Origin of the sequence: Phenylobacterium sp. (assembly GCF_044236515.1) — a bacterium.
Classification (GTDB): Bacteria; Pseudomonadota; Alphaproteobacteria; order Caulobacterales; family Caulobacteraceae; genus Phenylobacterium.
The window spans coordinates 1-13,288 of the sequence record NZ_JBIIGK010000015.1; the positions used below are offsets into that span (position 1 = coordinate 1).

15 protein-coding genes are annotated in these 13,288 nt (G+C 71.9%); 6 read left to right on the forward strand and 9 right to left on the reverse strand.

Going from position 1 to position 13,288, the window contains the following annotated elements; genetic code table 11:
• Both ACILRF_RS02910 and ACILRF_RS02915 read right to left on the reverse strand, forming a co-directional pair.
• On the reverse strand, nt 1-637 hold a 637-nt coding region (locus tag ACILRF_RS02910), incomplete at its 3' end, for a hydroxymethylglutaryl-CoA lyase (protein WP_395670768.1).
• Nucleotides 634-2,301, reverse strand: a complete 1,668-nt coding sequence (locus ACILRF_RS02915; RefSeq protein WP_395670769.1) for an ArnT family glycosyltransferase — start codon at nt 2,299-2,301, stop codon at nt 634-636. The genes ACILRF_RS02910 and ACILRF_RS02915, both read right to left, overlap by 4 nt.
• A 56-nt stretch (nt 2,302-2,357) precedes the next feature.
• Here ACILRF_RS02915 and ACILRF_RS02920 point away from each other — a divergent pair, with 56 nt between their 5' ends.
• On the forward strand, nt 2,358-3,083 hold the full coding sequence (locus ACILRF_RS02920) for a glycosyltransferase family 2 protein (protein ID WP_395670770.1): 726 nt from the start codon (nt 2,358-2,360) through the stop codon (nt 3,081-3,083).
• A gap of 154 nt (nt 3,084-3,237) precedes the next feature.
• Here the strand turns inward: ACILRF_RS02920 and ACILRF_RS02925 are convergent, their stop codons facing one another.
• On the reverse strand, nt 3,238-3,567 hold the full coding sequence (locus tag ACILRF_RS02925; RefSeq protein WP_395670771.1) for a hypothetical protein: 330 nt from the start codon (nt 3,565-3,567) through the stop codon (nt 3,238-3,240).
• A 51-nt stretch (nt 3,568-3,618) separates the two neighbouring features.
• Complete coding sequence (phaR, locus tag ACILRF_RS02930; RefSeq protein WP_395670772.1) at nt 3,619-4,206, reverse strand: polyhydroxyalkanoate synthesis repressor PhaR; 588 nt, start codon at nt 4,204-4,206, stop codon at nt 3,619-3,621.
• Between the two features lie 197 nt (nt 4,207-4,403).
• Between phaR and ACILRF_RS02935 the strand changes: the two genes are divergently transcribed.
• From ACILRF_RS02935 to ACILRF_RS02945, 3 genes are read left to right on the forward strand one after another with little or no spacing between them, the layout of a single operon-like run.
• Entirely contained in the window at nt 4,404-5,579 is a 1,176-nt protein-coding gene (locus ACILRF_RS02935) for an acetyl-CoA C-acetyltransferase (RefSeq protein WP_395670773.1), read from the forward strand.
• Between the two features lie 23 nt (nt 5,580-5,602).
• The gene (locus tag ACILRF_RS02940) at nt 5,603-6,325 is read left to right on the forward strand and encodes a beta-ketoacyl-ACP reductase (protein WP_395670774.1); all 723 of its coding nucleotides are present in this window, start codon (nt 5,603-5,605) and stop codon (nt 6,323-6,325) included.
• 58 nt (nt 6,326-6,383) lie between these two features.
• A complete protein-coding gene (locus ACILRF_RS02945; RefSeq protein ID WP_395670775.1) occupies nt 6,384-7,139 on the forward strand; it encodes a DUF4908 domain-containing protein in 756 nt (251 codons plus the stop codon).
• A gap of 4 nt (nt 7,140-7,143) precedes the next feature.
• Here the strand turns inward: ACILRF_RS02945 and gloB are convergent, their stop codons facing one another.
• Complete coding sequence (gloB, locus tag ACILRF_RS02950; RefSeq protein WP_395670776.1) at nt 7,144-7,905, reverse strand: hydroxyacylglutathione hydrolase; 762 nt, start codon at nt 7,903-7,905, stop codon at nt 7,144-7,146.
• A 98-nt stretch (nt 7,906-8,003) separates the two neighbouring features.
• On the opposite strand from gloB, the gene ACILRF_RS02955 reads away from it, so the two are divergent.
• A complete protein-coding gene (locus ACILRF_RS02955; protein ID WP_395670777.1) occupies nt 8,004-8,774 on the forward strand; it encodes a class I SAM-dependent methyltransferase in 771 nt (256 codons plus the stop codon).
• Nucleotides 8,775-8,816: 42 nt separating this feature from the next.
• Nucleotides 8,817-9,035: a DUF3606 domain-containing protein gene (locus ACILRF_RS02960; RefSeq protein WP_395670778.1), complete on the forward strand. Its 219-nt coding sequence runs from the start codon at nt 8,817-8,819 to the stop codon at nt 9,033-9,035.
• Nucleotides 9,036-9,053: 18 nt separating this feature from the next.
• On the opposite strand, the gene ACILRF_RS02965 is transcribed toward ACILRF_RS02960, so the two are convergent.
• From ACILRF_RS02965 to ACILRF_RS02980, 4 genes are all read right to left on the reverse strand, one after another.
• Complete coding sequence (locus tag ACILRF_RS02965) at nt 9,054-9,539, reverse strand: hypothetical protein (RefSeq protein WP_395670779.1); 486 nt, start codon at nt 9,537-9,539, stop codon at nt 9,054-9,056.
• On the reverse strand, nt 9,536-9,910 hold the full coding sequence (locus ACILRF_RS02970; RefSeq protein ID WP_395670780.1) for a glycine zipper 2TM domain-containing protein: 375 nt from the start codon (nt 9,908-9,910) through the stop codon (nt 9,536-9,538). Before ACILRF_RS02970 ends, ACILRF_RS02965 begins: the two co-directional genes overlap by 4 nt.
• A gap of 76 nt (nt 9,911-9,986) precedes the next feature.
• A complete protein-coding gene (locus tag ACILRF_RS02975; RefSeq protein ID WP_395670781.1) occupies nt 9,987-11,645 on the reverse strand; it encodes a glycosyltransferase family 4 protein in 1,659 nt (552 codons plus the stop codon).
• Nucleotides 11,642-13,282, reverse strand: coding sequence for a glycosyltransferase (locus ACILRF_RS02980; RefSeq protein ID WP_395670782.1), 1,641 nt, complete (start codon nt 13,280-13,282; stop codon nt 11,642-11,644). Before ACILRF_RS02980 ends, ACILRF_RS02975 begins: the two co-directional genes overlap by 4 nt.
• Nucleotides 13,283-13,288: the final 6 nt, after the last annotated feature.

The window sequence follows — 13,288 nt, forward strand, 5'->3', positions numbered from 1 at the left end:
CGGTGTTGCGGGTGTCGTGGAAATGCATCCGCAGCCGCGCGTTCGGCGCGGCCTTGCGCACCGCCTCGATCCGACGGCGGACGGTCCAGGGATCCGCCACCCCGATGGTGTCGGCCAGGGCGATCTCGGGGACCCGCAGGTCCGCGGCGATGGCGGCGATCTCCACCACCCGCGCTTCCGCGACCTCGCCCTCGAACGGGCAGCCGAAGGCGACGGAGATAGTCACGCTGACCGGCGGATCCTCCTTGCGGCGCGCCGCCATGATGGTCCGCAGGGCGTCGACCTGCTGATCGACCGAGGCGCCCTGGTTACGCAATCCAAAGCCGTCGGTGGCGCAGACGACGACATTGGCCTCGTCGCAGCCCGTCGCCAGCAGACGGTCCCAGCCGCGCGGATTGAGGACGAGCCCGATGCGGCTGCGCCCGGCCTCACGGGGCAGGGCGGCCATGATCGCTTCCGCCCCCGCCATCTGCGGCACCCGCGCCGGATTGACGAAGGAGGCGGCCTCGATCCGCCGCGCCCCGGCGGCTTCCAGACGGCGGATCAGCTCGACCTTCTGGCCGACATCCAGGATCGAAGCCTCGTTCTGCAGACCGTCCCGCGGCCCGACTTCGACGATTTCGATCCTGCGGCTCATGGCGCGGCTCCGGCGGAACGATAGACCCGAAGGCTCATCTCGTCGCCGTTCGAGTAGTCGAGCCCATCCACGCGGCCGACCTCGCGCGCCCGGGCGCCGGCCTTGGCAAGCGCCTGGCGGAAGGCGACCTCCTCCCGCGCCTCGACGATCGCCGGCCGCCCCTCGGCGATGGCCCGAGCCGCCTGATCGGGCCCTTCAAGTTCGGTGGAGGTGCCGAGCGCGAACACCAGGCTGGGCTCGGCGTAGCCGGCGACGGCGACCGGCGATTCCACCACGCCCTGGCGCGGCGACAGGCGGGCGGCGACCAGGGTTCGCTCCAACCGGTCGGACAGCAGCAGCGGATCGAGCCGGGGGACCAGGGCCGCGGCGAGCATCCCGTGGCCGGCGACGCCCAGGGCCAGGGCGGCGGCCATCGCCGGCGCCGGCCGCCCCCGGACCAGCAGCACGCCGCCGGCCAGGCCAGCCGCGGCCAGAAGTCCGGCGGTCACCACCGCCGCGAGGGTGTCGGAGGGATCGCCGTGCTCGGCGACCAGGTAGAAAACGCCGACCGCCAGCACCACGCCGACCAGGGCGGCCAGGGCCGCCCCGGCCCACCTGGCCCTTGGCCCCCACGGCCCCGCCAGGGCCGCGGCCGCAAGCCACGCGAGGGCGCCGTAGGTCGGCAGCGGATAGTGCACGAGCTTGGTCGGCAGGGCCTCGAACAGCAGGAAGGTCGGGACGAACCAAGCGATGGCGAACCGCACGCCCGGTTCCTCTCGCCGCCGCCAAGCCAGCACCGCCGCGGCCGGCAGCAGCAGGGTCATCGGGAAGGTCACGAACGGCGTCAGCAGGGTATGGTAGCCGGGCGGCGCGCCGTGGGTTTCCTGGCCGCCGGCTAGCTTCGGCGCGAGGTCGCCGCCCAGGGCCGTGGTCCAGAACCCGCCGTCGGTGGCGACGGTGACGGCGCCGGCCCAGGGCCCGACGATCAGAAGCACGATGATCAGGCCCCAGTACCAGCGCAGCCGGCCCATCCAGCCGATCCGGCGGTCCAGCAGCGCCAGCGTCGCCAGCGTCAGCGCGACGGTCATCGGCCCGACCGGCCCCTTGACCAGGGTCGAGACGCCGAGACCGGTCCAGAACAGCCAGGGCGCGGCCGATCCGGCCGGCGGCCCTTCCCGTGCGGCGGCGTACATCCGCGCCAGGGCGGCCAGCGCCAGGGTCGTCGTCCCGGCCAGCACGGCGTCGGTCTTGGCGATGAAGGCCTCGGTCGAGAGCAGGAAGGTCCCGCCCAGCAGGGCGCCGGCCAACAGGCCGGTCCCGCCGCCGAAGAACGCCGCCGCCCCCCAGGCGCAGGCCGCCGCCGCCAGCATGGCCCCCAGCAGGGACGGGATGCGATAGGCCCAGATCTGCCGCGCCTCGGGGCTGGAGAAGGCCGAGACGCTGGCCGCCTGCATCCAGTGGATGCCGACCGGCTTCTTGAACCTCGGCTGGTCCTGGTAGCGGATGACCACGAAGTCGCCTGTCTCCAGCATCTGGGCGGTGGCCTGGGCGAAGCGGGATTCGTCGCGGTCCAGCGGCGGCACAGCGAGAAGGCCGGGCAGCCCGGCCAGGAACGCCACCAGGGCGGCGATCGCCGGCCCCCGCCATCCGCGGCCCCAGCGCGCCAGTTCAGCGTCGAGACTCATCGCCACCCTGATAGCACGATCCTTCCTTCCGCCGCCTTTTGCGCTATGGGAGGCTAATGGCTCAAGCGCCCCAAATCTCGGTGGTCGTCCCGGTTTTCGACGAGGAAGGGGCGGCGCCCGCCCTGGCGCGCGAGATCGCCGCCGCCTTCGCGGGGCGCGACTTCGAGGTCGTCTTCGTGGACGACGCCAGCCGCGACGGCACCCGGGCGGCCCTCACCGCCCTGCGCGGCGAGCTCCCCCAGCTGCGCGTGCTCGGCCACGAGCGCAATTCCGGCCAGAGCCGGGCGGTCCGCACCGGCATCCTCGGCGCCCGCGGCGAGGTGATCGTCACCCTCGATGGCGACGGCCAGAACGATCCGGCCGACGGGCCGGCCCTCGTCGACGCCCTGCTGGCCGGGCCCAAGACCCTGGCGCTGGTCGGCGGCGAGCGGGTCAAGCGGCAGGACAGCCGGGCCAAGAAGCTGGCCTCGAAGTTCGGCAATGGCGTCCGCAAGCGCCTGTTGAAGGACACCGCCAACGACACCGGCTGCGGGCTGAAGGCCTTCCGCCGGGAGGCCTTCCTGCGGCTTCCCTATTTCGACCACATCCACCGCTACCTGCCGGCGCTGATGCTGCGCGAGGGCTACGAGACCGCCTTCCGGCCGGTGAACCATCGCCACCGCCAGAGCGGCCGGTCGAAATACACCAACCTCGGCAGACTTTGGGCCTCGGTGTCGGATCTTGCCGGGGTGATGTGGCTGCAGTCGCGTTCGCGGCTGCCGGGCGAGGTTCGCGAGCTCTGACCGCCGAGCTTTATCCCCCGATCAGTGCGCTGAAGATCAGCGTCACCACGGCGACGTCCATCAGGCGATAGGCGAACGGAGGCATGAGCGGTCCTTGCGGCCGAAGCGGCCGCTCGACCCCAAGCAAGACCCGCGCCAGTTCGGCAGGGCCAGGTCAGGCCTCGGTGCGCGCCGCCCGGCCCTGGCGGGCGCGGCGGTCCTTCGACCCCGACCACTCGACCCGGTTGTAGCTGTGCCGGGCGACGTCGATCACATTCGGTCCGGCCCGCAGGCCACGGCGCTGGCCGTCCTGGCCCATCAGCTGAGCGGCGAACTCGCTGCCGCCGTCCTGCAGATCCAGGCGCGGCGGGATGGCGCGGGCGCCCCGAACCGGGACGGGCAGGTTGGCCGGCGCAGCCTCCGACGCCTCGTCGGCCTTGTCGGCCGCCGGACGCGCAGCGCGTCGCAGGATCTGGCTCCGACGGGTCGGGTCAATTCGGGACATCATGCTTACCCAACTGCAAACCGCGAGCCAGGTTCAATCCCTGGTAGGCCATCACCGTTTGGCCAGCCGCTCGATCTGCGCCTGCATCTCCTCCATGCGGCGGCGCAGGTCGGCGAGGTCGTCGCCGGCCGGCGGCGGCGCAGGCTCGGGCTTCGCAGCCGGCGGGGCCTCGGGCTTCACGTAGGCGAACGGCGAGAACATCTTCATCGCCTCGTCGAAGAGCTGCATGTTCTTGCGGATCTGCTCGTCGAAGCCGGGGAGACCGGCCGAGGAGAATTGGCGGCCCATCTGCTCCTGCTGCTGGGCGAAGCTGGCCAGCGACATCTCGAGATAGCTCGGCAGGAAGGCCTGCACCGAGTTGCCGTAGAACCCGATCAGTTGCCGCAGGAACTGGATCGGCAGCAGCGCCTGCCCCTGGCTCTCTTCCTCGAAGATGATCTGGGTCAGCACCGTGCGGGTGATGTCCTCGTTGGTCTTGGCGTCGTAGACCACGAAATCGACCCCGCGCTTCACCATGTCGGCGAGGTGTTCGAGGGTCACGTAGCTCGACGAAGCGGTGTTGTAGAGCCGCCGGTTCGCATACTTCTTGATGACCACGCGTTCGCTCTTGGCGTCGCCGGTCTCCTGGGTTTCCGCCATCCCCTGGTCCCCTGCCCCTGGTCCCATGCCGCTGGTCCTGCGCGGGTCCAGCCAGGCGCGGCCGGCCCTTGTTCTGCGCCGCAGTATCGCGGATGCGAGGATAATCGCAATTCCCGGCTCGGGCGTTGCGTTTGGGCACTTGTCCACGACGACGGGCGCGGCCAAGGATGCCGCCGGCTGCGTCCTGAGGAGCTTCGATGACCGACGTCGTGATCGTTTCCGCCGCCCGCACTCCGGTCGGCTCCTTCCTCGGAGCGCTGGGAAGCCTTCCGGCCCATGAACTCGGCGCCGTCGCGATCCGCGCGGCGGTCGAGCGGGCCGGCCTTTCCGCCGCCGAGGTCGACGAGGTCATCCTTGGCCAGGTGCTGCAGGCCGGCGCCGGCCAGGGCCCCGCCCGCCAAGCCTCGGTGGCCGCCGGCGTGCCGGTCGAGAGCCCGGCCTGGAGCCTGAACCAGCTCTGCGGCTCGGGCCTGCGCGCCGTCGCCCTGGCCGCTCAGCAGATCCAGGACGGCTCGGCCCAGGTGGTGGTCGCCGGCGGTCAGGAGAGCATGAGCCAGTCGCCGCACGCCGCGAACCTGCGGTCGGGCCAGAAGATGGGCGACCTGTCCTTCGTCGACACGATGATCCGCGACGGGCTCTGGGACGCCTTCCACGGCTACCACATGGGCCAGACCGCGGAGAACATCGCCGCCCGCTGGCAGATCAGCCGCGACGACCAGGACCGCTTCGCCGTCGCCTCCCAGAACCGCGCCGAGGCCGCCCAGAAGGCGGGCAGGTTCAAGGACGAGATCGCCGCGGTTACGATCAAGGGCCGCAAGGGCGACACCGTCGTCGACGCCGACGAGTACATCCGTCACGGCGTCACCCTTGACGGCATTTCGGGCCTGAGGCCTGCCTTCACCAAGGACGGGTCCGTCACCGCCGCCAACGCCTCCGGCATCAATGACGGCGCGGCCGCCCTGGTGCTGATGGGGGCGTCCGAGGCCAAGGCCCGCGGCCTGGCGCCGCTCGCCCGCGTCGCCTCCTGGGCCAATGCCGGCGTCGCGCCGGAGATCATGGGAACGGGGCCGATCCCGGCCAGCCGCAAGGCCCTGGAGAAGGCCGGCTGGAGCATCGGCGACCTCGACCTTGTCGAATCCAACGAAGCGTTCGCGGCCCAGTCGCTGTGCGTCCTGCGCGACCTCGGGCTCGACCCGGACAAGGTCAACGTCAACGGCGGGGCCATCGCCATCGGCCATCCGATCGGCGCCTCGGGGGCCCGTATTCTCACCACCCTGCTGCACGAGATGAAGCGATCGGGCGCCGCCCGCGGCCTCGCCACCCTGTGCGTGGGCGGCGGCATGGGCGTGGCCCTCTGCGTCGAACAGGTCTGAACTCAGAACCGGAGAATAGAGCCATGGCGAGGGTAGCGCTGGTGACGGGCGGGACGCGCGGCATCGGCCGGGCGATCGTCGAACGGCTCAAGGCCGACGGTCTCAAGGTCGCGGCCGGCTATTCCGGCAACGACGAAGCGGCCCAGGCCTGCGCCCGCGAACTCGGCGTCATGGTGATCAAGGGCAACGTCGGGGTCTTCGAGGATTGCCGGCGCGCCGCCGAGGCGGTGTCCGCCGAACTCGGCCCGATCGACGTCCTGGTCAACAACGCGGGCATCACCCGCGACGGCGTCTTCCACCGGATGACCGCCGATCAGTGGAGCGACGTGATCCGGGTGAACATGGACTCGGTGTTCAACATGACCCGACAGGTCATCGAGGGCATGCGCGAGCGTGAGTGGGGCCGGATCATCAACATCTCGTCAATCAACGGCCAGAAGGGCCAGATCGGCCAGACCAACTATTCCGCCGCGAAGGCCGGCATGATCGGCTTCACCAAGGCCCTGGCGCTCGAGAACGCCCGTAAGGGCGTCACCGTGAACTGCATCGCACCTGGCTACATCGACACAGAAATGGTTCAGGCGGTGCCGGCGAAGGTGCTGGAATCCATCGTCGCCCAGATTCCCGTGGGCCGGCTCGGGCGCGGCGAGGAGATCGCCGACATGGTCTCCTTCCTGGCCGGGGAACAGGCCGGCTACGTCACCGGTTCGACCCTGACCCTCAACGGCGGGCAGTACATGGCGTGACAGCGGAGAGTCGGACGTCCAAAAAGCGCCCCACTCCGGCGGCATCTGGTTCCTGATCATGGGTCCAGCGGCGTACCTGAAGGCGACCTTCGCAGCAGCGCTCTGCGTCGCCGTCCTGGGAACACCCAGCGCGCACGCCCAATCCGGTAGCCTGCGGGACGGCCTGTTCAACCGCCGCGCCCCGGACGGCCGCCAGTTCGACGCTCCGCCGACCGCGCGCTACGTCGCCGAAGGCGGCGTCGGCTTCGTCTTCGACCGCAGCCAGCGGCGGCCGATGCTCAAATTCGACGACAGCCCTGAGGTCTGGGTGCTGCAGCCGCAGCCGGCCCCGCGCGGCGACGTCATCTACAAGAACGACCAGGGCGAGCCGATGCTCCGCGCGACGCGGCTCGGCGGCGTCACCGTTTTCACCGACCGCCGACCCAGCGGCCTGGCCGCCGCCCTGGCCGGCGGGACCTCGCCCCTGCGGCTCGCGCCGCTCGGCCCGCAGGCCCTATTGGAGCGTCTCGCGCAGGCCAGCGCCCGCGCCAGCCGCGCGGTGCGCCGGCTGATGCCCTTCGACGCCGAGGCGACCCCGGCCTCGTCCGCTCTGATCGCCGACGCCGCCATCGTCACCAGCGAGGCCATGGTCCGCATGAGCCGCCAGCCGCGCGCCCAGAAGGCATTGAACAAGATCCGGCGCGTGCAGCTGGTCGAGGGCGGCCGGCCGTCGGCCGAGATGGCTGGCGACGTCCTGATGATCACCGTGTCGCCGGCGCAAGGCCTGGCGGGGCGCCCGTCCTCCGACCGCATCCGGATCGCCGCCGGGCGATAGGCCCTCAGCCCTTGAACAGGTCCTTGGCGGCGCGCACCGCGGCGAACGCCTCGTGGTCGGCCCGGCCGGCTGCCCCGACCCGGCCGGCCAGCGCCGGGGCCCGCAGGAACGGGTTGGTCGCCTTCTCCAGTGCGATCGTCGTCGGCACCGTCGGCTGGCCGCGCTCGCGCGCCGCGAACACCGCCTCGGCCCGCGCCTTCAGGGCCGGCGAGTCGTCCACCGAAAGAGCGAACCGGGCGTTCGAGGCGGTGTACTCATGGGCGCAGTAGACGGTGGTCTCGTCCGGCAGCGCCGCCAGCCGCTGCAGGCTGCTCCACATCTGGTCGGGCTTGCCCTCGAACAGCCGCCCGCAGCCCAGGGCGAACAGGGTGTCGCCGACGAAGGCGATGGCGTCGTCGGCGTCGTGATAGGCGATGTGCCCGAGCGTGTGGCCGCCGGTCTCGATGACCTCGAACCGCGTCTCGCCGAGCATGACGAAATCGCCGCCGCGCACCTCGCGGTCGACGGGCGAGATCCGGGTCACCTCGGCCGGCCCGACGATCTTTGCGCCGGTCGCCGCCTGGACGTCGGCGTTGCCGCCGGCGTGGTCGGGGTGCCAGTGGGTGTTGAGGATCAGCTCCAGCCGCCAGCCGAGCGCCTTCAGCTCGCGCAGGATGGCCCCCGACTCGGGCGTATCGATGCAGGCGGCGAGGCCCGACGCCTCGTCGAGCGCCAGAAAGCCGTAGTTGTCGGCCAGGCAAGGGAACTGATGGACGGTCAGCGGCATCCGGAACGCTCCCCGAAGGACGCAGCCGTGGAGACAAACGCCCCCGCTGCGATCTACGCTCGGCGCTCAACTTAGGCTTCGTCAGCCAAGACGGGAAGATGCGCCGCGACGTCCTCGACCTTCGCCAGTTCTACGCCTCGCCCCTTGGTCAGGCGGCGCGGGCGATGGTCGCGCGCAAGGTGCTGGAGGCCTGGGGCGACGGCCACGGCCTCGATGTGCTGGCGCTCGGCTATGCGACGCCGTTCGTCGACCCAGTGCGCGCCGCCGCCCGGCGGGTGGTGGCCGCCATGCCCGCCCAGCAGGGCGTCGAGATCTGGCCGGGCCAGGCGCCGGGCGGCAAGAACCTCTCGGCTCTGACCGCCGAGGACGCCCTTCCGTTCCGCAACGCCCTTTTCGACCGCATTCTGATGGCCCATGCCATCGAGGAGAGTCCCGACCCGGTGGCCATGCTGCGCGAGGTCTGGCGCGTGCTGGCCCCTTCGGGCCGCGTGATCGTCGTCGTCGCCGCCCGCAACGGCCTGTGGGCCGACGCCGAGAAGACCCCGCTGGGTCACGGCCGCCCCTACAGCCGCAGCCAGCTAGCCGAACTCCTCCGCTCGGCCGAACTGGAACCGGCCGGCTGGACCCGGGCGCTCTATGTTCCGCCAGTGGCCTGGATGGCCGGGTGGGCCGAGGGATTCGAACAGGTCGGCTCGCGCCTCTGGCCCGGGTTCGCGGGCTTGGTGCTGATGGAGGCCGTCAAGCAGACGTTCGCGGTGAAGCCGAAGGGCTCGCGCGCCCGGATCGCCCGTCCGGTGCTGGTTCCGGCCCCTGGCGTCGCCCCCGCCTCTCGCGGCCTGCATCCCGGAACGCTGGAACGCGAACCCTGACCTGCGGGTTTTGCCAACCGGCGGCGGGTTAGGAGACCTCCCATGCGACCCGAGGAGCAGCGGGCCTTCGATGGCCCTTCCTATGACGACCCGGCCTATGAGGGGCCGGGCCACATCGACCTCAACGATCCCGAAGATGTCCGCTACTGGAGCGCGCGTCTCGAAGCCACGCCCGAGGAACTGCAGGAGGCCGTCCAGAAGGTCGGTCCCAACCGGACGGCCGTCGGCCTCTATCTTGGTGAAGTCGGCGGCAACCTCTAGCCGCCGCTCCGTTCCCTGTCAGCCGCGCGTGTCCGCCGACATGGCGCCCGCCTTCATCGGCGGCGCCGGGCATTCGCCGGCCCGTCCCTGGATCACATAGAACAGCGCCCGGTTCTCGGCGTAGCGATAGCGCTCGGCCGTCGGGTTGGTCGGCTCCCCGGTGACGAGGCTGGGCGCTTCGGCCGGCGGCGGCGCGGCTCCGGCTGCCGCCAGGTTCATCGACTGCTGGTTCCACTGGGTCAGCACCGGCATGCAGGCGGCGACCACGGCGGCGGCCACCTCGTCGGCCGAGCCCTCGGAATCGGCCAGGGCATAGCCCCAGCGGTGCAGGCAGTCGTCGATCGCCGGGGCCTGGGCGACGCCCGGCGCGGCGGCCGGGGCGTTCGCCGCCCCCTGGAAGGGGATGCACAGCCGGGCGTCGCCGCCCTTGCGATCGTTATCGCTACAGGCGGCGAGGCTCAGCGCGGCCACGCTGAGCGCGGCGGTCAGTTGGACGGCGTTCACCGGCAGACCCTGGTCTGCACGTAGACCACCTCGCCCCACTGATTGTAGTGCGGACGGTTCTCGTAGCGGCAGCGGTCGTAACTGGCGTAGCGGACCGGGCGGGCCGAGCGGTAGTCGGCGCGGGCGCTGCGATACACGCGACGCTTGTTGCCGCAGTTGCTCTTGGCGACTTCGCGGCCGAGCAGGCCGCCGACGCCGGCCCCCAGCAGGGTGCCTTCGGTGCGCGCGCCGCGACCGGCGACCGCGTTGCCCAGCAGGCCGCCGGCGATGGCGCCCACGGCAGTGCCGGTGGTCTTGCAGGCCGCATAGGCAGGGGCGGCGGGAATGGCGATCAGCGCGGCGACGCCGGTGGCGATGAAGATACGGCGCATGGGTCTCTCCTCTGTCTGGAACCTCGCGCCATGAGGCTCAGCCGGAGAACGCGGATTGGGGGCGTTTTGTGCCGCCCTAAGTCAGCCAGTCGACAAAACCGTGCTTCGCCAGCCACACCAGCGAAAGCTCGACGGCCCGCCGCCGGCCGGTCGGAAACGCCATCAGCACCTCGCGCACCGTGCGCGGCCCCGCGACGATCATCGCCAGCGCCTGGGCGCACTCGTCGCGGCTCGCCCGCCAGGCCCCGAACACCTCGTGCAGGTGCAGGCCGGCGCTGCGCGCCAGGGCCTCGGCGGCGCCGGGCGTCGCCGTCAGCGCGCGGTCGAGGCCGAGCGTCTCGGTGGCGAACCCCCGGAAGGCGCGGAAAGGGTCGGCCTTCACCGGATTGGCCCGGTGGCGACTGGCGACGTCGGGCGCGGCGGCCCGGACGGCGGAAAGCTCCTGGGTCAGGGCCCGGTACTGGCGGGCCACCACCGGCCAGTCGAAGATCTCGCGCACCCGCGCCCGACCCGCCGCGCCCATCTTGCGGCGCAGCTCCGGCGCGGCGATCAGCGACGCCAGGGCTTGGGCCGCCCGCCCGATGTTGACCGCCGTGTGCTGGGCGACCGCGCCGGCATAGGCCTGATAGCTGTCGATCTCGAGGTTGTGGCGCAGGACCATGGTGTCGCCCGGCCCGCCAGGCGGCGGCAGCAGGGTCGGGACCAGGAATCCCTCGATCCCGTCGCGCACCGTGAAGCGATAGCCGTCCCAGTCGCTGGCCACGACCGGCACGCCGGCCGCCATCGCCTCGAGCGGGGTGATGCCGAAGGTCTCCTGGATGTTGTCGACCAGCGACAGGAAGACATCGGCCGCGGCCCACAGCCGCCCGACCAGATCCCGATCGTTGCCGTCGGCGAAGTCGATGGCCACATCCGGCGCGAACGCCCGCGCGGCGGCCTCGTAGAATTCGCGGTCTCGCTCGCCGGGGAACCAGCCGGCCATGACGAAGCGCAACTTGGCCCCGGTCTGCGCCGCCGCGGCCTGCACCGCCTGGAACATCGGCTGCGGGAAGGCCTTCTCGAAATACGACAGGCGCCCGACCCACAGGATCAGCACCTCGCCCTCGGCCATGCCCAGCTCGGCCCGCTGCGCCGCGCGGACCTGCGGCCGGTCGGCCAGGGCCGCGAAGCGTCCGGCGTCGACGCCGAGCGGCACGACCGGCAGGAGGGGGCGAGGCGGCGGCCCGCCGCCCGTACGCTCCGCCAGATGGTCGCCCCACTCGTCGAACATCTCCGTCAGCGCGGCCTGGACGCTGGGCGAGGTGCAGACGATCGCGTCCCATGGGTGGGTCGGGGCGACCGAGGCCATGGCCATGAAGTGCCGCACCGCCGGCGGGGCCAGGGTGTGCGACAGGCCGATCAGGCTGTAGCTGCGATCGCCCGTCGTCCGCCGACGCATCCAGGCCAGCTCGTAAAGGTCCGGCTGGCCGCGCAGCAGGGCGCCGGCCTCGGCGATCAGCGGCGGGTTGAGGATCGAGGACGCCTGCAGCCGGGTCGCGCAGGCCTGGCCGTCTAGAAGGTCCTCCGTCAGTTCGGCGTCGCTGTTGGCCCGGACGCTGAGCACCGACAGCGCCTCGAAACCGCCGTGCAGGGCCAGCGCGCGATAGAGCTCGAGATTGGCGACGTCCTTGCCGAACGGGTTGCCCTTCAGCCCCAGGCGGCCGGGCGGGTGGAAGATCGCCAGGCTGTCGCTCACCGTCCCTCCTCCAGCGTGACGAGACCGATCTTGGCTAGCCGCGCGACCACCTCGGTGAGGGTCAGGGCGGGGATCTTCGTCGCCTCGGCCACGGCGGCGATGCTGGCCGGTCCCGCGACCAGGGCCCCGAACACCAGTTCCGCCACCTCCGGCGTCAGACGCCAGTGCATCAGGAAGGGATGGGTCGTAAGCTCCAGGTAGCCCGCCACGCTCGCCCCCTCGCTCAGCCGGACCCGCGTCGCCGGCGTGACGTGGCTGCTAGGATAGTGGGCGAAGGCCGCATAGGGGTCGGGCCACCCCGGCGCGTGGCCCGGCGCGCCGCGCGTGTCGGCTCCGGCCGCGCGGCGCCGCTCGTCCTGCTCGGCCCACAGCGCCTGGTACTGCGGAAAGACCACCGCCCAATCGAACCGCTCGCGCACCCGGGCCCGGCCGGCCTCGCCCATCCGGCGGCGCAGGTCGCCGTCGCCCACCAGGGTCGTCAGCCGCGCCGTCAACTCGTCGAGGTCGGCGGCGACCGCCAGGCTGGTCCGCGCCAGCAGCATCTCGTAGTCGCTCGTCTCGACCTCGTAGTCGCGCGCCGCCGCCCCGCCCGCGCCGGGCTGCGGCTGCCAGGTGCGGATGCGGTAGCCGTCGACGCCGTCGCGGACAGTGTCCTTGTAGCCGTTCCAGTCGGTCACCACCGCCGGCAGGCCGGACGCCATCGCCTCGATCGGCGTGATGCCGAACGTCTCCTGGATGCTGTCGGACAGCGACAGGAAGATGTCGGCCGCCCGCCAGCTCTGGCCATAGAGCGCCGCGTCCTTGCCGTTCAGGAACACCGCCCGCACGTCCGGCGCGAACCGCGCCGCGCCGCTCCGGAAGGCGCCTTCGATGGCTCCGTTGAAGAACTGGCCGGCGTGCACCAGCACGACCTTCGCTCCCGTCGCCGCCGCGGTCCGCTGCAGCGCCGCGTACATCGGATAGGGGTTGGCCTTGCCGTTGATCGACAGCCGACCGGCGAACAACACCGCGACCTCGTCGTCGGCCAGTCCCAGCAGGCCACGCGCCGCCGCCCGCTGATCGGCGGTCGTGGCGAAGTCCTCGGCATGGACGCCGAGCGGGATGAGCCGCAGCTGCGGCCGTGGCGCCCGCGCGTGCGCCCCCAGACGCCAGGAAAGGTAGGCCTCCTGAGCCTCCAGCGCCCGCTCGACCACCTCGACAGCCGCGGTCGAGGTGCAGACAAGGGCGTCCCAGGGCATCAGCGGCGCCGTGGCGTAGTCGGCGAGCAGCTCCATCGCCCCACTGGTCGCCAGGGTGTGGGTCACGCCGCACAAGGCATAGCGGTTCACCCCGGCCCGCAACCGCGCCCGGGCTGAGATCCCCAGGGCGTGGTCCGGTCGGTAGAGGACGCCCGAGGCCTCCAGCTCCGGCAGCCGCTGACCGGAGATCCAACGGATCGCCGCGCCGGCGTCGAGCTCGGCCACCCGGTCGCGGAACGCCTCCGCCGACCGCTTGCGCGGCGTGTAGGCGACCAGCGGCGCCTCGCCCCGGTGCTTGACCAGGGCGCGGAGGAATCCATCGCCGGCCGCCTGCCGGCCCATCAGCTTGGGGCCGGTGGTCAGGTAGCCGTCAGGCTCGAACAGGATCGCCGCGTTCACGAACCG